The sequence below is a fragment of the Halorussus salilacus genome (assembly GCF_024138125.1).
Lineage (GTDB): Archaea > Halobacteriota > Halobacteria > Halobacteriales > Haladaptataceae > Halorussus > Halorussus salilacus.
The window spans coordinates 2,420,631-2,442,054 of sequence record NZ_CP099993.1 but is presented as its reverse complement, the minus strand read 5'-3'; the positions used below and the strand labels follow the sequence as shown (position 1 = coordinate 2,442,054).

Here is a 21,424-nt window from a genome sequence, read left to right as displayed (position 1 = left end):
ACGCGGGGACTACTCCGGACTCACGACTTCCTTCCGCCCCGCAATCCTGTCGGCGCACTCGAACCCCGCGACGATGCCGCCATTTAGACTTCGCTCGGGGTACTGCGCCCGACTCGCCATCCCGGCGTAGTAGATTCCGTCCGCGATGTCCTCGCCGAGGTCGTACGGAATCACCGTGTCGAGGTACCCGCGCTCGTAGATGGGCGCGGCGCGGGGGTTCTTCGCGAGGCGGAACTCCTCGACGTGCGAGCGGTCCCAGTCGGGGAACATCTCCTCGACGTGGCCGAGCCAGAGGTCCCGGACCTCGTCTTCGTCCATCTGCCAGAGGTCCTCCTCGTAGTCCTGAATGTAGCTGGCGATGTACAGCAGGTGGTCGCCGCCGTAGTTCTCCGGCGGGACGTAGTTGGTGTGCTCGATGAGCGCGCCGAAGGGCGCGTCGTGGCCGACGTTGAGCCAGTAGGTGTCGGTCAGCGCCTCGTCCATCGTCACCAGCGCGCAGACCGCGCCCTGGAAGTCGATGTCGCACTCGTAGCCGGTGAGCGCTTCGAGGACGTTGGGCATCGCCGCGACCACCACGTCGTCGACCTCGTGGGTCTCGGTCGTGACCCCACCGTCGGCCTCTGCTTTTGCCCCTTCGACTGCCGAGGACTCTCCCACCTCGACCGTCATCTCGCCGACCTCGCCGTCGCCGACGGCGAGGTCGGCGACCCGGGCGTTCGTGGTGATGTTCTCCTCGCCGACCTCGGCCACGAGCGCGTCGAGGAGTCGGCCGAACCCGCCTTCGAGGTAACCCAGCGGTTCGCCCCGGAGGAGGTCGCGCTCGCCCCGAAACTTGATGCGGCCCAGCAACCACGCCGCGCTCACGTCCTCCTTCCGGTCGCCGAACTTGGCGTCGAGCAGGGGTTCGAAGAAGTTCTCGTAGACGCCGCGGGTGGTGTGGTCGAGCAGGAACTCCTTGATGGGCACGTCCTCGAAGTCCTCCAGATTCTCGTAGGTGTCGAACGTCGGAATCCCGCCGCGCACGTCTATCTCCTGCGTGAGCATCGCGAGCCGGAACTTGTCGTAGGTGCTCATGTACGGGTAGGCGGCTATCTCCCAGGGTTTGTCGAGGGGGTAGACGGTGCCCTCCATGTAGTAGGCGTTCTTCCCGATGGGCCACACCAGGTCGTCGCCCAGTCCCAGTTCCTCGACGAGGTCGATGATGGTCTCCTCCGAGGCCGAGAGGTGGTGGTAGAACTTCTCGACGGGGTCGCCCGCGGTCTCGTACACCGCGGCCAGCCCGCCGACCTGATCGCTGGCTTCGAACACCTGCACGTCGCGGCCGTGTTGCTGAAGGCGGTACGCGGTTGCCAGACCCGCGATTCCCCCGCCGACGACACCTATCATGCGCTTCGGTTCGGTGCGGGTCGGCAAATGCCTTGTTACTCGCCCGACCCGCGCGTCGCGCGTGGCCGGAGATATCCACGTTATGTCACGCTCGGCGGCGCGAACCACTGTTTGGGTGGACTGAAAGGGGCCGCCCGCTCGCGTCCGTCTTGGTCGTCTCGGCGACCCCCTATCCGGAGCGAACGAAGTGAGCGGAGGATATGTCGGCGAGCGGCCTCCTCGTGAGCGAAGTCCCCGCGAGCGAAGCGAGTGGGGGCTCGTCGGACTGCAGGTCCGACGGCGCGAACGAGGGCTCGGCAGAGCGAAGCTCTGCCGGTGTCTTCGGCGACGCCGAAGGCTTGGAGGACGCGGTTTGTCCTCCAGTGGCGAGCGGGCAGGGGCTTTCGAAGACTTCATCGCCTCGAATCTTCCTCAGCCCCGATTCGAAAAGAACGATCAAGTGTCTCTCACGACACCTCTCCGCACCTAAAGGGTTTTACCGCGCGAACGACTAGCCCGGAGCAGGTAAATGCTGAAACGCATCCTGCTGGGACTGCTCCTCATCCCGCTCCTCGACGCGCTGTTCCTCGTCTATGTGGCGACGCAACTCGGCCCGGTCCTGACGGTCGCGCTCGTGGTGCTGACCGCGCTCGTCGGGACCCTGCTGGTCCGGGCGGAGGGCCGCCACACCGTCCGGAAGCTCCAGCGTACGGTCGCCGAGGGACGGGTGCCCACCGACGAACTCACCGACGGCGCGCTCCTCATCGCGGCGGGCGCGTTCCTGTTGACCCCGGGGCTGGTGACCGACGCGGTTGGCTTCCTGCTGGCGTTCTCGCCCTCGCGGATCGTGGTCCGCGAGGCGGTCCAGCGCTGGGTCGTCACCCCCTACGTCGAGAAGCAGACCGGCGGGTTCGCCACCGGCAACGTCTACACCTTCGGGTTCCCGAACGCCGACGACGGCGGCGGCGGCACGGGCGGCCCCGGCCCCGACGGCGCTGGCGCGGGCGGTTCCGGTGGTCTAGGCGGCTTCGGCGGTTTCGGCGGCCCGGGCGATTCTGGTGGCACGGGCGGTGCTGACGGCTCGGGCGGCCCCGGGACCGGCGGCGCGGGCGCGAGCGAGTCCGCGCCCGACGACACGTACCGGGTGGACGACGACGCCTACGACATCGAGTTCGAGGACGACGAGGAGGAGTAGTCGCCTCGGACGCGACCGACGACCTGCGCTGTGGCCGACGAGAGGGCAGAACCACGCGAGGGCGTCACGTCCCCGGGTCGAAAGGAAACGCTTAAACATCCGACCGCGCAATCACCGAATGCGCTCATCTGGGCCAATAGCTCAATCAGGTTGAGCGCTCGGCTGATAACCGGGAGGTTCGCGGTTCAAATCCGCGTTGGCCCATCCCAAAATCGAACGGTCGTTGGCCGTTCGGAATCTGCGTCCGCAACTCCCCAGCCACCTAACTTTCGGCTTCGACGTTCTCCAGCGGTGCGTGTTGCCGTGCCGACTCCCGCCCTTACTCCCCGCTCAACTCCCGGACGCACCACGAGATACCGATTCCGGCCGTCAACAGCACGACCAGATTGAACGCCGCCCGGAACAGCGGGCGGTACTCGTGGTCGATGAACGTGTTTATCGTCGCGCCCACGCTGGCGTACAGCTGGACGACGGCGACCACCGCGAGCAGGCCGAACAGCCCGAGCGCCACCTTGTAGAGGGTCTCGCGGAGTTCGAAGTCGTCGGTGGTCACGCCGGTCGGGCCACTCGAAACGCTCGAATCGCTCGAAGCGGTCGGTTCCTCGGACGCGTCGGGGGTCGTGTCTCCGGTCTCGGTCATGATTGCCTCCGTGCGAGCAGTAGCGCGGCGACGAGCGCGGTGAGCGCTCCGGCGGCCGTGAAGCCGGGCGTACCGCCCTCTCCGGCGTCGGCGGCAGGCTCTTCGGTCTCCCGCGCCGCGCCCGCCGCGCCTGCGTCGTCGTCCTCGAAGTCGCCGACCTCGATACCGACCTCGCGGACCGTCTCGTCGGCCTCGATGGTCTCGGTCGGGTCGAGGTTGGCGACGCTCCGGGCGGTGCCGACGACCACGCCGTCCTTCCACAGCACGGCGTCGAGGTAGTAGTTGTAGCCGTCGGGCACCGCGAGTTCGGCGTTCGGGGTCGCGGTCCGGCCCGGTTCGATGGTGCCGACCGGCACCGTCGCGCGGTCGGCGACGATGTTCGAGTCGGCCTGCCGGGCGGTCAGCACGACCCGGAGTTCCTCGGAGGGGTCGTCGCCCTCGTTGGTGAGGTAGGTCGAGACGTTCAGCGCGGTCCGGTTGTCCCCGGCGTCGGCGACGGTGTACTCGACGGCCGGGAGGTCGTCGTCGGCCCGCCAGTGGAAGTCGACGCTCGTCCGGGCGTACTCGGGGACGAGCGTGCCGACGCCTCGGACCTCCTTGCTCCCATCGGCAATCCGCTCGTCGTCGCGATAGACGACCGTCTCGATGCGGTAGCCGCCCGCGCGCTCGACCGAGAGGTTCCGGACGACCGACACCTCGCGGTCGCCGGATATCTCGCCGACCTCCGCCCGGACCGCGGTCTCTTCGAGTCCGGATTCGAGGCCGACCGCCCGCACGAGGACCGACACGTTCTCGGTGGTGCCGCCACGGTGGCCGAGCCGCGAGTCCACCGTCAGGTTCGCGGTACCGCCCGACACCGCGCCCGGCGCGATGGACACCTCCTCGATGGAGACGTGGCCGGGCCGGACCGGGTCGGAGTCCGGGTCTGCGAACGCGTCGGGGACCGCAGCGACCGAGACCAGCGATACCGCGACGACGACAGCGATACCGAGTGCCAGCATCGTCTCGCGGTTCATGTTCGCGGAGTTACGTGTGTGGGGCAAGTACTTTGTGGTCGAGTGACCCGACCGACAGGTCCGTCCGACGACCGACCCGGTCGGGACCGACCGGGTCGGTCGGACGGCGGAACGTCACACCGGGTCGGTCGGATGCAGGAACGTCACACCGGGTCGGTCGGATGCAGGAACGTCTGGAACTCCACCGCGCGACCGTCGGGGTCCTCGGCGAAGAACTGGTAGATGTCGTAGGTGTCGTTGTCGTGGGGTCGCTCGCGGGCGCTGTCGGCCAGTCGCTCGTACATCTCGTCCACTCCGTCCCGGTCGGCGTAGACGAACGTGAGGATGCCCTCGGTGTCGGCCTCGTCGCGCTCGCAGAACCCCAGCAGTTGGTTGTCGTACTTCAGAATCGTGCAGTCGGGCTGTTCGAGCCACACGTCGGCACCGACCGTCTCGACGTAGAAATCGACGATTCGGCCGAGGTCGGTCGTGGCGAAGAAGGTGATGGCGCTCACGTCTCGACGGTCGAGTGCGGTCGTCAAAAACCCACCGTCGGAGCGAGTCGCCCGTTCGAGGGGCCGCGATTCGCTCCGCGTCACCCGGACTATTGAGACCTATATCGAACAATTAGCGAGCTTTTTGCTCTCGGAGGGAAACGCTCGATACGTGGCGTCCGACCCCACCCGTCCCGCCGTCGCCTCGAAACACCATCCGACGGGGACCGTCAGCCAGCGCTCCAGCGAGGGACTCGTCGGCTGACACGCTCGCGTCGCACGCCACACGCCGGTCAGACGACCGCCAAATGTCGCCAGTCGACCGCTCGGGTCGTCTGTCAGCCTGTCAGCCTGTCAGCTACCGGATTCGGTCGCTCCGCGACCGAATCCGTCCACCACTCTCGGGCCGTCGGCCGTCGCTCTCCTGTTCGTCCCTGCCTCACTCCACCGCTGGTCCCCGCCTCGCTCTTCCGTCGAGGTCGTGTCGCCGTCTGCTCACTGGGGCGTCTCGCCGTCTCCGTACCGAATCGTCCCGAAAAAAGAGGCTGAGAGCGTCGCCGCCGTGTTCAGTAACTGCGCTCGACGTGGAGCGACCCCGAGTCGTCGTAGACGAAGACGGTGTCGCCGCCGTCGTTCCAGACGTAGTTGCCCGACCCCCAGTAGAGGTCGGTGTCCGAATCGGTGCCGCTTCCGGTGTGGAGTCGGACGGTCGCGCCCGCGTCGAGCGTGAAGCCGTCGGGGAACTCGTAGGTGTAGTCGGCCTCGTCCTCGACGGTCCAGCCGGTCATCTCCTGGTCGCTCGAACTCCCGTTCTCGAACTCGACCCACTCCTCGTTCAAGGTGTCGCCCTCAGGGCTGACCTCGCTCACGCAGACGACGTCGCCGCACGCGTCGGATTCCGTGGGGTAGGTCAGTTCGTCGGCGAGGTTGCCCGCGTCGTCGTACAGATAGGCGGTGTCGCCGTCGTTGTTCCAGACCGGGATGCCCATTCCCCAGTAGAGGTCGGTGTCGGTGTCCTCGCCGTCACCGGTGTGGACGCGGACGGTCTCGCCCGCGCCGAGGGTGAAGCCGTCGGGGAACTCGTAGGTGTAGTCGGCCTCGTCTTCGAGCGTCCAGCCGGTCATCTCGAGGTCGGCGTCGCCGTCGTTCCGGATGTCGACGTACTCGTCGAGGCTGTCCTCGCCGTCCTCCTGGATGTCGGTGATGGACACGTCGTAGTCGTTGGCGGTCCCCGGCGTGTAGGCGTCGAACAGCGGGAACGAGTCGTCGAAGGCGGTCGTCTCGGGCACGTCGGCGCTGGTGCCGACGCTGTTGGAGTCGTCGACGACCCGGTCGGCGTTGACCCGGAGGTCGGTGCCGAGTTCGGCCGCCAGGTCGTTGGCGTTCTCGCGGGCCTCCGGCGGGGTCGCGCCGCTTCCCACCAGCACGACCGCGCCGCCGTCGTCGACGAACGACTGGACGGCGTCGACTTCGCTCGCGGTGAACGACTCCGGCGGCGTGGTGACGACGAGCGCGCGCCCCCGGCTCAGTCGGTCGGCGGTCAGTTCGTTGATGCCCTCCAGCCCGATGTCCTGGCCTTCGAGGTAGCGCATGTAGTAGGCGGCGTCCTCGGCCGCCACGCCGTAGTCCGCGCCGAACTGACCGTGGCCGCCGTCGACGAGCACGTCGCCCTCGACCTCCGAGAGGTAGTCGACGAGGTTCGTGAAGAAGGGGTAGTTCCCGTACGAGGAGGTGTCGGTGTCGTAGCCCTCGGCCTCCTCGTAGCTCTCGTCGACGAGGGGCGCACCGACGACCGCGACGTTAGCGTCCTCGTCGACCCCGACCAGCGGTAGCTCGCCGTCGCCGTAGTCGTGGCCGCCGTCGAGCTCCTGGGTCGCCGACGACTCCGCGTAGACGGGCACCCGCGAGTCGTCGATGCCGCCGGTCGACGTGCGGACGCTGGCGGTCTGGGGGAAGAACAGGTCGTCGACGGGGTTGTCGCGTATCTCCGGTGAGCCGTCGGGGTCGCTCTCCTCCCACACCTGAACTCCGTCGGCCCTCGCGGCGCGCTCGGCGTCGATGAACTCGGCGTGCTTCGCGAACGACGAGTCGTACACGCGGGCGTGGCCCTCCTCGACCAGCCGGTAGTTGTAGTTGGCGTCCCGGCTGCCGTCGCCGGTCGCGTCGTAGTAGAGGTAGCCCAGAATCCGGTCGTAGACGTCCCGGACCGGTTCGTTGTCGTCGAACACCAGATCGACCGTCGAGCCCACGTCGAGTTCGTCCTTGCCGAACTGGGTCGCCTCGTCGGCCCGGGCCTGCAGGTACTCCTCGTCGGAGATGCCCTCCCACTCCTGGGGGCGCTCGTACTGGCTGTTCGAGGACGTTTCGGGCGTGTCGGTGCCGAGGATGCGGATGTTCTCGGTCGTCCCGTCGTCGAAGGTGACCTTCACGGTGTCGCCGTCGATGACATCCTCGACCGTGACGGCGTAGGTCTCCTCGGGGTCGAGCCCGAGCCCCTCGCGGTCGCCGAAGTAGTCGAAGTCGTCGTCGAACACGTCGGTGACCGGCTCGTAAGCGCCGCTGGCGTTCCGGTACTCGTCGGCGACCTGGTCGTCGTTGAACCGGAACGCGAGGTCGAGGTAGCCCGGGATGTCGTTCAAGTTCGCGGTCTCGTCGTAGTCGCCGTAGTCCGACTGGTCGTGGAGGAACAGCCACCCGCCCTCGTCGACGAAGTCGCCGAGCGCGCCGAGTTCCTCGGAGGTGAACGCCTCGCTCGGCGAGGTGACGACCGCGGCGTCGGCGTCGGCGAGGTCCGACGCGAGCGAGCTGGTCGATTCGACGGTGTAGCCGTTGTCCTCGGCGTAGGACTCGAACTCCGAGAACGACGCGAGGTCGTAGTACTGGCCGTGGCCCTCGTCCCACAGCACGGTTCCGGACCCGCCGAGGGCGTCGTCCCAGACGTTGAGGACGAACTCCTCGTTGCCGTACTGCCAGCTGGCGTCGCCGTCGTTGACCAGCATCGACCCGAACCCGACCACGTTCCAGTCGACCGCGACCAGCGGAATCGACTCGTCGTCGGCGTAGAGGTAGGCGTCGTCGTTGCCGTCCTCGTCGGAGTTCGCGGCGGTGTCCTCGGCCCAGACCGGGACGTAGTACTCGTCGGTGAGCGGACCGTAGTTCGCGTTCACCAGACTCGACGTGGAGTAGAACGCGAGTTCGGATATCTCGCCGGACGATGCCTCCGTGCGACCCGTGAGTCGGATCCCGGCGGCCGAACTGCCCGCCGCCGTCGCGAGCGCCGTCAGGAAGGTGCGTCGTCGCATGGTTCAACGCCGGAAGTCTCGACACATAAATCGTTCCATATCTTAGTATAGTTAATATATAGACTATATATGGTAAAATCCGAGATAGTCACCAATTATATAATCATACTGTCAGGTCGAGTCCCGCCGGGAAGACCGCCTTCGACGCGAACCGAGGCGTTCACGTTCGTAGAGTCCGAACCGTCGGACATGACCGAGCGATGCCGGGGTGGTCGGTGATGGGCCGGTCGGAGAAGGTCCGGTTCGGAGCGGCGCTCGCTGTCGCCGTCCTCGTTCCGGGACTCACCCACTACGCGCTGAGTGCGGCGGGCTACGAGGCGCTGGGCTCGGTGGTCTGGTTCACCGGCTACCTCACCGCGATGGTCGCAATCTGGTACATCTGGATCCGACCCCTCGACTTCCGCGGGACGACCGAGTGACCGCGGTATAGCGGAACTTTAAAGGGTATTTCGGGTCGAGTTTCGAACAACGATGATCGAGTTCGTACCGATGCCGCTGATCGACGACTTCCTGACCCAGTACAACGTCGGGCAGGCGCTCCTGTTGGTGTTCGTCCTCTCGGTACTGGGGGCGATTCCGCTGGGGTCCCGGAAGGTGCTGTCGCTGAACGCCATCACGTTCGGGCTGATATTCCTCCTGACGCCCATCAGCCTGGCACCGATTCACTACAAGTTCCTCGGCATCGCGTTGCTCGTCGTCGCGCCGTTGCTGTACACCACGGCGCGCAGTTAGACCGCTTCCCGACCGACGTTTCGTCGCCGTTTTCGCGTTCGTCCCCGTCTGCGCTACCGTCGCTTGCCGCCACCGCTATCGCTTTGTCCGATACCCGTGTCTACCACTCCCATGGCCCAGACACGCGAGCAGACGCTGACAGAGCTCCGCCGGGACCTCCACGCGCGGCCGGAGGCCGGGTGGAAGGAGTTCCGGACGACCGCGCTCGTCGCCGAGGAGCTCGACGACCGCGGGTTCGACGTTCACCTCGGGCCCGACGCGCTCGTCGCCGACTCCCGGCTCGGCTCCCCGGCGACGACGAGATCGAGGCCGCGATGGAACGCGCCCGCGAGGAGGGCGCGCCCGGGGAGTACCTCGACCGGATGGGCGGGATTACCGGACTGGTCGCCGAACGAGCGTTCGGCGACCAGTCGGGTCCCACGGTCGGGGTGCGCATCGACATGGACGCGCTGGAGCGCGCGGAGGCGACCGACGACGACCACCGGCCCGCCCGCGAGGGGTTCGCCAGCACCCACCCCGACGAGATGCACGCCTGCGCCCACGACGGCCACACCGCCATCGGCGTGGGCATCGCCCGCGAGTTCGACGAGAACGGCGGCTTCGACGGCACCCTCAAGCTGTTCTTCCAGCCCGCCGAGGAGGGCGGCCGGGGCGGCAAGCCGATGAGCGAGACCGACCACCTCGCCGACGTGGACTACCTGCTCGCGCTCCACCTCGGTCTCGGGCTCGAAACGGGCACCGTGGTCGCGAGCTACGAGCGCCCGCTGGCGAACGCCAAACTCGACGTGACCTTCGAAGGCGTCCCCGCCCACGCTGGCGGTCGACCCAACGAGGGCCGAAACGCCCTCCAGGCGGCCGCGACCGCAATCCAGAACCTCTACGCCATCCCGCGCCACGAGGACGGCGCGACCCGCATCAACGTCGGGACGGTCCACTCGCCGAACGCCCAGAACGTCATCGCCGAGCGCGCCGAGATGCGCGTGGAGGTCCGGGGCCGGACCGCCGACCTCAACGAGTACATGCTCGAACGCGCCGAGCGCGTCCTGAAAGCGGCCGCCGAGATGCACGACGTTGACCTCTCGACCAGCCTCTACGGCAAGACCACGACGTTCGAGGCCGACGACGAGGTGGTCGATGCGGTGGCCGAGGCGGCCCGCAACGTCGCGGGCGTCGAGGAGGTACGCGAGCGCAAGGAGTTCGGCGGGAGCGAGGACGCCTCCTATCTCGTGCGTCGCGTCCAAGAAGAGGGCGGGAAGGCGACCTACCTCGGCGTCGGCGCGAGCAACCCCGCGGGCCACCACACCGCGTACTTCGACATCGACGAGGACTCGCTCGACATCGGGGTCGGCGTGGTCGCCGAGACCGTCCGGCGCTTCGAGTGACCTTACTCGTCCGAGACGAACTCGACGTCCCGGAACTCGAAGCGCGCGCCGCCGTCGGCGCTCTCGGTCACCGAACACCGCCACTCGTACACCTCGGCCAGTTCGCCGACGAACGCTAGCCCCAGTCCGGTTCCGCCCGCGTCCTTCGCGGTCGTGAACCCCGCTTCGAAGACCGCATCGCGTTTCTCGGGCGGGATACCGCAACCGTCGTCGGCGACGTAGAAGCCGTCGCGCAGTCGGCCGACCTCGACGGTCACGTCGGTCCCGCCATGCTGGACCGCGTTCTCGAACAGGTTCCGAAACAGGTGCCGGAGGTACGTCTCGTCGCCCCGAACCCGGTCGGTGGCTTCGACCCGGAGCCGCCCCGTCTGGTCCATCTCGTCCCACGCGTCTTCCGCGGCGTCGGCCAGCGACACCGGGCAACTCCCGTCGACCGCCTCCTGACCCCGCGTCATCATCAGCATGATGTCTATCATGTCCTCGATGCGGTCGAACGCCTCGGCCACGTAGCCGACCGCCTCCGAGTCGGCCTCGTCGGGGAGCTGTTGGCTGTATATCTGCCCGATGGTGACGGGATTCCGGAGTTCGTGGGCGAGCATGCTCGCGAACGATTCGAGTCGCTCGTTCTGCTCCTGCAACCGTTGCTGGCGCTCCTCGCGCTCGGTGACGTCGATCATCGTGACGACCGCCCGGGTCACGTCGCCGCTCGCGTTCCGAATCGGCATGGCGTGGAACAACACTGTCCGGTGCTCGCCGTCGAACCCCTCTATCTCGATGACCTCAGAGTCGGTTATCTCCTCGCCCCGGAGCGCCCGGGCGAGCGGCCACTCCTCGGGGGCGACCTGCTCGCCGGACTCGGGCCACCACCCCCGATACCGCTCGTAGTCGGCCACGGCGTCGGCCTCGGCGAACCCGCTCCATATCTCCTCGGCGGCGTCGTTCTTCTGGACCAGTCGCCCGCCGTCCTCGGCGACGATGACCCCGACGGGGAGTAGCCGAAGGAGCGTCCGGAGTTGCTTCTCGCTCTCGTGCAGCGCCTGCTCGGCGCGCTTTCGCTCCGTGATGTCGGTGAGCGCACCGGGGAACGTGACCGGGTCGCCCTCCTCGTCGCACTCGACGTGACCGCGGGCCACGACCCACCGAAGTTCGCCCTCGGCGTTCCAGACCCGGTACTCCTCCTCGTACTCCCCGCATTCGTCCATCACCGCCTCGATTCGACGCTCGATCCGCTCGCGGTCGTCCTCGTGGATGGCGGAGACTATCCGGTCGATAGAGACGCCCTCGCGGGCCGCCTCGGGGTCGACTCCGAACGTCCGGGCGAACGAAGCGCCCGTGACGAACTCGTCTTCGGGGATGTGCCACTCCCACGTCCCGACCGCGCCCGCCTCGGTCGCGGCCTCCAGTTGCGCCTTGGCGTCCCGGAGGTACCGCTCGCGCTCGCGTTGCTCGGTGACGTTCTGGGACATTCCGAGCGCGGCGAACACCTCGCCGTCGTCGTCCCGGACCGGGACGAAGTGGAACTGGTAGACTTCGCCCCCGAGCGTGGTCTCGACCTCGGCGGTCTCGCCGTTCAGGGCGGCCTCGTACCGTGGGACGACCACGTCGGCGAGGTCGCTCGGGAGCGCGTCGCGGAGGGCGGCCCCTTCGAGTTCCCCTCTCGTCACGTCGGCGCTCCCCTCGGGCGTGCCCCCGAAGGTCTCGTACCGGAGGTCGCGGTTGACCAGCGCCACCGCGCCGTTCGGGAAGTTCTCGATGAGCGTCTGGTACCGCGACCGATACTCCTCGAGTTCCCGTTCGCGCTCGGTGCGCTCGGTGACGTCCTGGGACATCCCGAGCGCGGCGAACACCTCGCCGTCGTCGTCCCGGACCGGAACGATGCGTATCTGGTAGATGCGACCGTCTAATTCGGTCTCGAACGCGCCGAGTTCGCCGCCGAGGGCGGCCTCGTATCGCGGGACCAATTCGTCGGCCAGTTCCCGCGGGAGCGCGTCACCGACCAGTCGTCCCTCGAGGTCTTCGACCGCGGCGTCGTCGACGATGGGGTCGCCGCCGACGGTCCGATAGCGGAGTCCCCGGTCGACGAGCGCGACCGCGCCGTTCGGGAAGTTCTCGACCAGCGCCCGGTAGCGGCGCTCTGACTCCTCGAGTTCGCGCTCGCGGCGCTTGCGCTCGGTCACGTCCCGGAAGTACACCGACAGTCCGGTCTCGGAGGGGTAGGCGTGGACCTCGTACCACGATTCGAGCGGTTCGGGGTAGTAGAACTCGAACGAGGTCGGTTCCTGAGTCTCCATCGCGGTCCGGTACTCCTCGCCGAGCGTCGAGTCGGCCGCCCACTCGAACACCTCCCAGAAGTCCTGACCGACCAGTCCCTCCTCGCGGTAGTCGATCAGGTCCTCGGCGCGCTCGTTGGCGTAGGTGATCCGCCACTCGTCGTCGAGCGCGTAGAACGCGTCGGTGACTCGACCGAATATCTCGCCCAGTTCGGCTTCGAGTTCGCGCTCGCGCTGCTTGATGTCGGTGATGTCCTCACCGGTCGTGACGACGTGCTCGATTTCTCCCTCGTCGTTCGGTATCGGTTCGGCGTTGACCGACAGCCAGCGGCGCTCGCCGTCCGGCCGCTCGACCTGCAGGACCCGGTCGTACACCGGCTCTCCCGTCTCCAGTGCGCGTGCGAACGGATGTTCGTCTGCCGGAATCGGTCGGCCGCCTTCGTCGTAGACGGGCCTGTCGCTGGGCGAGTAGGTCCCGCGTTCGGACTCCGCAACGTCGAGTATCTCCCGCGCGCGTTCGTTTAGCTCCTCGACCGCTCCGTCGCCGTCGAGGACCACGATACCGACGGGGCTGGTCTTGAGGAGCCGGTCGGTCAGGTCGCTTTCGAGTTCGATCCGGCGTTCGTGTTCGGTGAGCGTCCGCTCGGCTCGCTTGCGCTCGGAGACGTCCCGAACCACGCCGATGGTCCCGCGAAACGCGCCGTCCTCCACGAGGAGGTTGAGTCGGAGCTCGCAGGGAATCCGGTCGCCGTCGGCGGTCCGGATATCGAGTTCGAGCGTCTCGGCTTCGTCGCCCGAGCCCGCGAGCCGCCGCTGAATCTCGCGCTCGATGGCCGAAACGTCCTCGGCGTCTAGAAGGATGGCGACGTGTTCGCCGAGTAGCTCCTCGCGGGTGTAGCCCGTCGTCTCGACGATGACCTCGTTGACCGCGACGAAGTGTCCGTCGCGGTCGAGCTGGTAGATTCCGTCGTCGATGGCGTTCACGAGGGTCCGATAGCGCTGGAGAGCCTCTGATTCGTCGGCGTCCCCCCAGAACGCCGACTCGGAGCCTCCCGCCCGGTTACTCATACCCGAGTTAGTGAACCGACGCGAATAAGTCTTGATGCGGTCGCGGTCTCGGTACTCGGAGTCGTAGTCGCGGTTCGGTCGCGGTCTCGGTTGTCGCGGTCTCGGTTATCGGAGTCGCGGTAGTCGGAGTCGCAGTTGCGGTCGCTGTGGTCGCGGTCTCGGTTATCGGAGTCGTAGTCGCGGTCCTTGCGGTCTCGGTAATCGGAGTCGCGGTAGTCGGAGTCGCAGTTGCGGTCGCTGTGGTCGCGGTCTCGGTTATCGGAGTCGTAGTCGCGGTCCTCGCGGTCTCGGTTGTCGCGGTCCTCGCGGTCGTCGTGGTCGCGGTCCTCGCGGTCCTCGGAGTCGCAGTTGCGGTCCTTGCGGTCGCGGTCTCGGTTATCGGAGTCGCGGTAGTCGGAGTCGCAGTTGCGGTCGCTGTGGTCGCGGTCTCGGTTATCGGAGTCGTAGTCGCGGTCCTTGCGGTCGCGGTCTCGGTTATCGGAGTCGCGGTAGTCGGAGTCGCAGTTGCGGTCGCTGTGGTCGCGGTAGTCGGAGTCGCACTCGCGGTCCTCGCGGTAGTCGGAGTCGCACTCGCGGTCCTCGCGGTAGTCGGAGTCGCACTCGCGGTCCTCGCGGTCGTCGGCCGTCCCGGCCGACGACCGCGTTCGTATCGTGACGTGGCAGTCGGCTCACTCGCGTCGCCACGCGACGTTCAGCAGGGTGTCGCCCGCGGTGACCGTCGCCTCCTGGGCGAGCGAGTAGAGGATGCCGTCCCTGTCGGCGCGGGCCTCCTGGAGCGGTTCGAAGGTGGTCGCGTCGTACAGCGTCCCGAGGTACTCGCCCGCCTCGACCTCGTCGCCGACCGCGTGGTCGGGGTCGGCCCGGAACAGCCCCGAGTCGTCGGCGGTGACCCGGCCGAGGTGGTTGCGCGCGAGCGTCGGGTCGCCGTTCGCTTCGACCGACTCGTCGAGCAGTCCGAGGTGTCGGAAGACGTTGAGCGTCCCGACGACGCCCGTCTCGACCGCGTCCTCGACGATCTGCTTGCTGTGGGCCAGTTCGGGCGTGATGGTCGGAATGGCCTCCTCGTTGGCGGCGACCCGGAGCTTGCCGCCGAAGTCGCGGGCCGCCCACTCGTCGTCGGCGTCGTCGCCCGCCTCTTCGGAGAGCAGGAGGTCGCTACCGAACGCCTCGGCGAGGTTGCGCGAGCCCTCGTGGCCCTCCATGAACACCACATGGGTCAGCATGTCGGGGCTCCCGGTGTGAAGGTCGACGATGGCGTCGGCCTCGCGCGCGTACTCCCACAGCCGGGCGGCCATGCGCTCGTGGAGCGTCCCCTCGGGGTCGCCCGGCCAGACGCGGTTCATGTTGGGGTTCACGCTGTCGAGCTGTTCGGGCGTGGTGTACGAGACCCGGTCGAACGTCAGCGGGTCGGCGACCGGCACCGCGACGATTCGTCCCGAGAGGTCCGAATCGAGCAGGCGGTCGTGGACCCGCCGGAGGGTCTCGGTGCCGTTGACCTCGCGGCCGTGCTGAGCCGCTTGGACGTAGACCGTCGGGCCGTCCTCGGTTCCGTCGTAGGTGTGGACCGTGGTCGCTATCTCGACGCCCGACGGGAGGCGCGCGAGCGTGATGCGCTCGGTAACGTGTTCCATACCCTCTCGTCTCCGTCGCGGCAATTGAATGTGTGGTCTTCGGCAGGGTTTTCTACCTCGCGGCCCTTCCCGCAACCATGGCAGACGACCTGACCGCGACCCTGCACACGAATCACGGCGACATCGAGGTGCGACTGTTCGACGAGCGCGCCCCGAAGACCGTCGAGAACTTCGTCAACCTCGCGGAACACGACCCCGCCGCGAACGACGAGCCAGCGCCCGAGACGACGACGTGGAAGGACCCCGAGACCGGCGAGATACGGGGCGACGCGCTGTACGACGGCGTCCTCTTCCACCGCGTCATCGAGGACTTCATGATTCAGGGCGGCGACCCGACCGGCACCGGCCGGGGCGGCCCGGGCTACCAGTTCGACGACGAGTTCCACCCCGAGCTCCGCCACGACGGGCCGGGCAAGCTCTCGATGGCGAACAGCGGCCCGAACACCAACGGCTCGCAGTTCTTCATCACGCTCGACGCCCAGCCCCACCTCGACGACAAGCACGCCGTCTTCGGCGAGGTCGTCGACGGCATGGACGTGGTCGAGGAGATCGGCTCGGTCCCGACCGGCCGCAACGACAAGCCCGCCGACGACGTGGTGCTGGAGTCGGTCGAGGTCCACGAGTAGCGCGGTCGCTCTTTCTCGGCTCGATTCTCTTTCAGGTCAGTCGCGACCGCCGAGCCACCGCCGCGCTCACCGCTCGATTCGCGCGCCCCGATTCCGGGCCTCGGCTACCAGCACGTCGCCGCCGACTCCGGCCTCGGCCAGCGCATCGCGCGCGGCCGCTCGGGCGTCGTCGACCCGACTCGCGGTCGTCACGCCGTAGACCGCGGGCCCCCACGACGACTGCCCGGCACCCGCAATCGCGGCCGACTCGCGTAGCTGTGCGACCACGTCGCCGACCGGCGGCCGGTACACCCCGCCCTGCTCGTCTGCGTACCACGCGCCGTTGAGTCGGCCGACCGCCGCGACCGCCGCGCCGAACGCCTCCGAGTCGCCGTCGGCCACCGCGGGCAGGACCCGACGGGCCACGAGTCCGGCTATCTCGTCGGCGATGGCGGGGTCGGCGCGCTCGACGACCGACCGCATGCTCGCGTCCTCGTCGTCGCCGTTCCGGCCGGGTTCGGCGTCGGGGAGCGCGAGGACGAACCGCCAGTCGTCGGGCACGTCGTGGCGGGCCGCGACCGCCGGGACCGTCCACTCGCCCCGGGGCGGTCGGTCGGCGGTGAACCGCTCGGTGGGGTGTCCGGCGTCGAGCACGAACCCGCCGCGCTCGAAGGCCGCGACGCCGACGCCGCTCCGGCCGCCCCGACCCAGTTTCGGCGCGCGCTCGCTGACCCGCGGCTCGCGGTCGTGGGCCGCCGCGACCGCGACGAGCACCGCGAGCGCCAGCTGGGTGCCGCTCCCGAGGCCGACGTGTCGCGGGAGGGTCTGCTCGACCGTCACCGACGCGCCGGGAACGTCTAGGAGGTCGACCGCGCGCGCGGCGTGCTCGCGCGCGGTCGCGTGGTCGCAGCCGACCCCCTCGGCGGGGTCGGCCGACACGACCACCCGCGGCTCGTCGAGCGCTACGCCGACCGACCCGTAGAGGCGCTCGTGGGCGAGCGAGAGGTTCTGGAAGCCGAAGTGGAGGCGACCGCCGACCGACACCCGGACCATGCGCGGTCGTTCGGACGGAACGGGGTTTTCGGTTCCGACAGTGGCAAAAACTGGTCAGGTCGGCTCGGCGAGCACGCGGTCGGCGACGCGCTCGACCCCGTTCTCGTGGCTGGGCGACCGCGGCGGGTGGCCGACCGCCCGGGCGACGTGCGCGATGGAGTGTTCGACCTGAAAGCCCCGGACTCCGCGGCGTTCGAGCACGCGAGTGACGCCGTGTTGCTCGTCGGTGAAGGGGTAGACCACGCAGGGCGTGCCAGCCACCGCGGCCTCCATGACGGTCGAGTAGCCCGAGCAGACCACCGCGTCGGCGGCCCGGACCCAGGGCAGGAGCGCGGGAACCGCCGTCCAGTCGGAGTCGCCGACGAGGGTCACACGGTGGCCCTCGGACCGCAGCGTCCGGGCGAGCGCGTCGAAGTTCGTCGAGTAGACGCTCGGCACCACCAGCACGCCCACGTCGTCGGGCGGCGGAGCGTCGTCGCAGTCGAGCGCGATGGGCGGCACGCGGGTGACTCCCGGCGGGTCGCCCCTGTCGGGCGGCCAGACCGACGGGAAGAGGAACGACTCCGCGGCGGCGAGCTGGTAGCGGTTGACCAACCAAGTGAACGCCTGCTCGACCGCGGCGTCGTAGTACGAGGCGGCGTTGTGCGTGACGACGTGGAACGGCGTCCCGGTCAGCGAGGCCGCCATCGCGGCGAACATGTCGTCGGTGACCAGCGCCGCGGGGTCCTCCCGCCGGAGCCACCGCGCGAGGTCGAACACGCGCTTGCCGCTGTTGGGGAGGCTCCGGGTCAGGACGCGGCCGACCGAGCCCCGCTGGTAGTCGCCGATGTAATCGACCGGCGCGGCCCGGAACACCTCGTAGCCGTTGCGCTCGACGAACCGAGTTCCGGGACCGCCGCCCGCGAGGGCGACGGTCGCGCCCGCGTCTTCGAGCGCCTGCGCGACGGCGAGCATCCGGGTGGCGTGACCCGCTCCCTCGGGGTAGTGTGCGACCGCGACCGGCCGGTCCATACGCTCGCTTCGACGGCCGCACGGAAATGATGTTCTCCCGAGAGGGGTCGGTCGATGGTGCGGTCACCCCTCCATGCCCGCGAACGACAGGCCGCCCTCGATGTACCGCTGGGCGAACAGGTAGACGAGCATGATGGGAGTCGCGAACGTCAGCGCGAACGCCGAGAACCGCGCCCACGGGATGGAGTACTCGCTGATGAGCGAGAACAGGCCCACCGGGAGCGTGTAGTTCTCGGTCGACAGCAACGTCTGGGCGACCACGAACTCGGTCCACCCGGTCAGGAACGTGAAGATGAACACGGTCGCGAGTCCCGCCGCCGACAGCGGGACGATGACCTCGGTGACGACCCGCCACGGCGGCGCGCCGTCGACCACCGCGGCCTCCTCGTAGGAGACCGGGATGCCGTCCATGTAGGTCTTCAACAGCCACGTATTGAACGGGACCGCGGTCGCGGCGTAGTACACCGCGAGCGCGAGTTTGCTGTCGTTGAGCCCCACCTGAACGTACACCGCGTAGAGTCCGATGAGCAACGCGATACCGAGGCCGCCGCCGACCTGAGTCAGCAGGATGTAGGTGAACAGTATCTTCCGCCGGAAGATGAACTCCCGGCGCGACAGCGCGTACGACGCCGGGACGATGAGGCACATCGCGATGATGACCGTCGGAATCGAGACGGTGAGGCTGTTCCAGAGGAAGTGCTTGAAGTCCGAGGGGTTATCGACGCCGTGGTCGGACACGTCGAGCAGACCGACCTCGGGCGTGTTGAACGCGACCACGAGGTCGGTCAGCGGAATCCCGAGGTTGACGGTGTACGACGGGACGATGAGGTCGCCGACGACCCAGAGGAACGGCTGGAGCGTCGGGTCCTCCGGCACCAGCGTGAGGTCGCCCGACGAGTAGATCGAACCGCCCGACCCCGACAGCGCGGCCATCAGAATCCAGTAGATGGGGAACATCAGGCTCGCGACCAAGACGAGCGCGCCGAGCGTCGCGCCGACGCTCTTGAGCGGTCTGGACGGGGGAATCTCGCCGCGCCTGACCCCCTCGACGGTGTACCGAACGTCGCGGGCGGTCTCGACCGGCGTCGTCGCGACGGTCCGGGCGTCCTCCTTCATCTTCCGGAGGATGCCTGCGAGCAGGCTCATCAGTCGTTCACCCCGTCTGCGAGCTTTCCGCGCTTGACGTTGAGCCACATGAACGTGCCGATGAACACGACCGCGACGATGGAGATGGCCGCCCCCTGCCCGTACTCGGCGAACGAGAACGCCTCGCGGTAACCGTAGACGACCACGAGTTCGTTCTGGCGGGCGGGGCCGCCCTCGTTGAACACGTAGGGGATGAGGAACTGCTGGAACGACGCCGCTGCGGTCAGGATGGCGGCGAACAGCACCGGTCGCTTTATCGAGGGGAGCGTGACGTGGAGGAACCGCGAGACGTAGTTCGCGCCGTCGACCATCGCGGCCTCGTGGAGTTCGTCGGGAACGTCCTGGAGCGCGCTGACCGTGATGATGACCATGAACGGGTACGCGAGCCACGCCTCGGTGACGTTGTACGCGAGGAACGCCATCCAGCGCTCGCTCAGCCACGAGACGGTGTCCATCCCGAGCGAACTCAGCACCTGGTTGGCGAGGCCGAACTCCGCGGAGCTGAAGATGCCGCGCCACACCGTGATGGTGAAGATGGCGGGCAGTCCCATCGGGAGGATGATGAGCGAGCGCATGAACCGCTTGCCCCGGACGCGGTCGCCGGTGACGACGAGCGCGATGCCGATGCTCAGCGCGAGCTTGAGCGTGACGCTCGTCGCCACGAACAGCCACGTAATTCCGAACGAGTTCCAGAACTGGGTGTTGATGGGGAGCGTGGCGAGTCGTTCACCGAACAGGACCAGCGTGAAGGTCCCGCCGAAGAAGACGTCGAGGTAGTTCTCCAAGCCGATGAACTCGGCCTCGCCAAACGTCAGCACCGCGAGCGCGCTCTCGCCCGCGAACAGGTTCGCGGGCTCGGCGTTCGTGAACGAGATGCCGATGAGGTACAGCACCGGGAACAGCATGAACGTCGAGAACACGAACAGTCCCGGCAGGACGAACAGCAGAGAGACGTCTCGTCGTTCGAGGAACGGAATCTCCTCTACCCGGCGGGCGACGCGTGAAACCGTGCTCATGGCCTAGTCCCAGTTGCTACGGATCTCTTCGGCGGCCTGATTCATCGCGGGTTCGGGTTCGGCGTCGCCGTTGAACAGCTTGGTGAGCGCGTTCTTGACGGGGTCCCACACCTCGTTCATCTTGGGGTCGCTGGGCATCGGGACGCCCTGCTGGACCGCGGCAGAGAAGCCCTGGACCGAATCGGGGAGGTCGTCGCCCTCGACGAGTTCGGTGAGGACCGGAATCGCGCCCTGGTCCTCGGCGTTCTGCAACATGAGGTCCTCGTTGGTGACGTACCACTCGATGAACTCGCGGGCGGCTTGCGCGTCGTCGCCGCCGTCTTCCATCCCGGTCGCGAAGTACCACATCGTGATGCCGGTGTAGGGGGTGGGGTCGCCGCCCTCGGGCGTCGGGAGCTTCGCGACCTCGTAGTTGATGTCGTTGTCGTTGAGGGTCGAGAGGTACCACGGCCCGTTGATGGCGAACGCGGCGTTGCCCTCGGCGAACGCCGACGCCTGGGGTTCGTACTTCGGGTCGTTGGGCATGTACGGAGCGAAGTTCTCGACGGCGAACTCCGCGCCCCGGATGGTCTCCTCCTTGGCGACCCCGAGCTGGTCGTCGGCCTCCACGTCGAAGAGGTAGCCGTCGAACGCCTGAAGCCACGGGCTCAGGAAGTACGGGTCGTTGAACGGGTAGCCCAGCCCGTACTGGTCGTTGTCGGGGTCGTGGTGCTCTTCCATCACCGAGACCATGTCCGAGACCGTCTCGGGGGCCTCGTCGACGATGTCGGTGTTGTAGACGAGCGCGACCGTCTCGGAGTCGTGGGGAAGGCCCACCAGCTTCCCGTCGAACTGGACGGCGTCGGCCGCCGCCTCGGTGAACTGGTCGAGGTCGACCTCGACTTGGTCGCTCTGGTCGACGACGAACTCCCGCTGGGTGTAGTCGCCGACCCAGTCGTGGGCCCACTCGAACGTGTGGGGGCCCTCGCCCGCCGGGATGGCGCTCGTGGTCTTCTTCTGCATGTCGGAGATGTCGGAGTTGTTCACGTCGTAGCCGGTCTCCTCCACGAACTCCTCTATCGTCGATTCGCGCCGTTCCTTCTCGGCCTCCGAGAGCGAGTACCACACCGTCCCGGTGCCCGACGGGTCGGACTCCTCGGACTCGTCCGAGGAGTCCGAGCCGTCCGAGCCGTCGGTGGTGTCGTCGCCAGACGAATCGGAACTGTTGTCTTCCTGCACGCTAGCACATCCGGCGAGCGCGCCGACCGCGCCCGCGACGCCGAGGTTCTTGAGGATCGTCCGTCGGTCCATAGTCATGGATGAATATGCGATGAATAAGTAGTTCACATATTAAATCTTCGGGTGTGTCACCAATGTTCATCTGATATCTTCACAGGGCTGTAAGCGACGCGAGGCACGAACAGAACAATTGTTTCGTTCCCATATATAAAATATTTATTCGGTCCGGGCGTCGTCGCTCCCGACAGTATCGGTGAAGTCACGACGAAATCGTACCTCACATATTTAGAAAAGAGGGCAA

At 67.7% G+C, this 21,424-nt stretch carries 16 protein-coding genes, 1 tRNA gene and 1 pseudogene; 6 read left to right on the top strand and 12 right to left on the bottom strand.

Features of this window, described 5'->3' with window-relative positions; translation table 11 throughout:
* Positions 1-9 precede the first annotated feature (9 nt).
* Complete coding sequence (locus tag NGM10_RS12525; RefSeq protein WP_253479271.1) at positions 10-1,386, bottom strand: NAD(P)/FAD-dependent oxidoreductase; 1,377 nt, start codon at positions 1,384-1,386, stop codon at positions 10-12.
* Positions 1,387-1,894: 508 nt separating this feature from the next.
* Between NGM10_RS12525 and NGM10_RS12520 the strand changes: the two genes are divergently transcribed.
* Both NGM10_RS12520 and NGM10_RS12515 read left to right on the top strand, forming a co-directional pair.
* Positions 1,895-2,560: an FxsA family protein gene (locus tag NGM10_RS12520; protein ID WP_253479269.1), complete on the top strand. Its 666-nt coding sequence runs from the start codon at positions 1,895-1,897 to the stop codon at positions 2,558-2,560.
* Between the two features lie 130 nt (positions 2,561-2,690).
* Positions 2,691-2,764: transfer RNA gene (locus NGM10_RS12515), tRNA-Ile, on the top strand.
* A gap of 115 nt (positions 2,765-2,879) precedes the next feature.
* On the opposite strand, the gene NGM10_RS12510 is transcribed toward NGM10_RS12515, so the two are convergent.
* From NGM10_RS12510 to NGM10_RS12495, 4 genes are all read right to left on the bottom strand, one after another.
* Positions 2,880-3,200: a DUF8060 family membrane protein gene (locus tag NGM10_RS12510; protein ID WP_253479268.1), complete on the bottom strand. Its 321-nt coding sequence runs from the start codon at positions 3,198-3,200 to the stop codon at positions 2,880-2,882.
* Positions 3,197-4,216, bottom strand: a complete 1,020-nt coding sequence (locus NGM10_RS12505; RefSeq protein ID WP_253479266.1) for a DUF7490 domain-containing protein — start codon at positions 4,214-4,216, stop codon at positions 3,197-3,199. The genes NGM10_RS12510 and NGM10_RS12505 overlap by 4 nt, the downstream gene beginning before the upstream one ends.
* A gap of 143 nt (positions 4,217-4,359) precedes the next feature.
* Positions 4,360-4,710, bottom strand: coding sequence for a VOC family protein (locus NGM10_RS12500; RefSeq protein ID WP_253479264.1), 351 nt, complete (start codon positions 4,708-4,710; stop codon positions 4,360-4,362).
* 545 nt (positions 4,711-5,255) lie between these two features.
* Positions 5,256-7,991, bottom strand: coding sequence for a lamin tail domain-containing protein (locus NGM10_RS12495; RefSeq protein ID WP_253479262.1), 2,736 nt, complete (start codon positions 7,989-7,991; stop codon positions 5,256-5,258).
* A gap of 200 nt (positions 7,992-8,191) precedes the next feature.
* Between NGM10_RS12495 and NGM10_RS12490 the strand changes: the two genes are divergently transcribed.
* The 3 genes and pseudogenes from NGM10_RS12490 (at position 8,192) to NGM10_RS12480 (ending at position 10,105) form a co-directional block, all read left to right on the top strand.
* On the top strand, positions 8,192-8,410 hold the full coding sequence (locus NGM10_RS12490) for a DUF7996 family protein (protein WP_253479260.1): 219 nt from the start codon (positions 8,192-8,194) through the stop codon (positions 8,408-8,410).
* Positions 8,411-8,462: 52 nt separating this feature from the next.
* Positions 8,463-8,723 carry a DUF8006 family protein gene (locus NGM10_RS12485; RefSeq protein ID WP_253479258.1) on the top strand — a complete coding sequence of 87 codons (261 nt, stop codon included), beginning with the start codon at positions 8,463-8,465 and terminating at the stop codon, positions 8,721-8,723.
* Positions 8,724-8,834: 111 nt separating this feature from the next.
* A pseudogene (locus NGM10_RS12480) lies at positions 8,835-10,105 on the top strand (amidohydrolase).
* A 2-nt stretch (positions 10,106-10,107) separates the two neighbouring features.
* On the opposite strand, the gene NGM10_RS12475 reads toward NGM10_RS12480, so the two are convergent.
* Both NGM10_RS12475 and NGM10_RS12470 read right to left on the bottom strand, forming a co-directional pair.
* Entirely contained in the window at positions 10,108-13,443 is a 3,336-nt protein-coding gene (locus NGM10_RS12475) for a PAS domain S-box protein (protein WP_253479256.1), read from the bottom strand.
* Positions 13,444-14,111: 668 nt separating this feature from the next.
* Complete coding sequence (locus tag NGM10_RS12470; RefSeq protein WP_253479254.1) at positions 14,112-15,074, bottom strand: succinylglutamate desuccinylase/aspartoacylase family protein; 963 nt, start codon at positions 15,072-15,074, stop codon at positions 14,112-14,114.
* A gap of 77 nt (positions 15,075-15,151) precedes the next feature.
* Here NGM10_RS12470 and NGM10_RS12465 point away from each other — a divergent pair, with 77 nt between their 5' ends.
* Complete coding sequence (locus NGM10_RS12465) at positions 15,152-15,700, top strand: peptidylprolyl isomerase (protein ID WP_253479252.1); 549 nt, start codon at positions 15,152-15,154, stop codon at positions 15,698-15,700.
* Between the two features lie 66 nt (positions 15,701-15,766).
* Here NGM10_RS12465 and NGM10_RS12460 read toward each other — a convergent pair whose 3' ends face one another.
* The 5 genes from NGM10_RS12460 to NGM10_RS12440 form a co-directional block, all read right to left on the bottom strand.
* Positions 15,767-16,732 carry a beta-ribofuranosylaminobenzene 5'-phosphate synthase family protein gene (locus NGM10_RS12460; RefSeq protein WP_253479250.1) on the bottom strand — a complete coding sequence of 322 codons (966 nt, stop codon included), beginning with the start codon at positions 16,730-16,732 and terminating at the stop codon, positions 15,767-15,769.
* A gap of 54 nt (positions 16,733-16,786) precedes the next feature.
* Positions 16,787-17,743, bottom strand: a complete 957-nt coding sequence (locus tag NGM10_RS12455; protein WP_253479248.1) for a glycosyltransferase — start codon at positions 17,741-17,743, stop codon at positions 16,787-16,789.
* Positions 17,744-17,806: 63 nt separating this feature from the next.
* Positions 17,807-18,889 carry a sugar ABC transporter permease gene (locus tag NGM10_RS12450; protein ID WP_253479246.1) on the bottom strand — a complete coding sequence of 361 codons (1,083 nt, stop codon included), beginning with the start codon at positions 18,887-18,889 and terminating at the stop codon, positions 17,807-17,809.
* Positions 18,889-19,905 carry a carbohydrate ABC transporter permease gene (locus NGM10_RS12445; protein ID WP_253479244.1) on the bottom strand — a complete coding sequence of 339 codons (1,017 nt, stop codon included), beginning with the start codon at positions 19,903-19,905 and terminating at the stop codon, positions 18,889-18,891. The genes NGM10_RS12450 and NGM10_RS12445 overlap by 1 nt, the downstream gene beginning before the upstream one ends.
* Positions 19,906-19,908: 3 nt before the next feature.
* Positions 19,909-21,201, bottom strand: a complete 1,293-nt coding sequence (locus NGM10_RS12440) for a substrate-binding domain-containing protein (RefSeq protein WP_253479242.1) — start codon at positions 21,199-21,201, stop codon at positions 19,909-19,911.
* Positions 21,202-21,424: the final 223 nt, after the last annotated feature.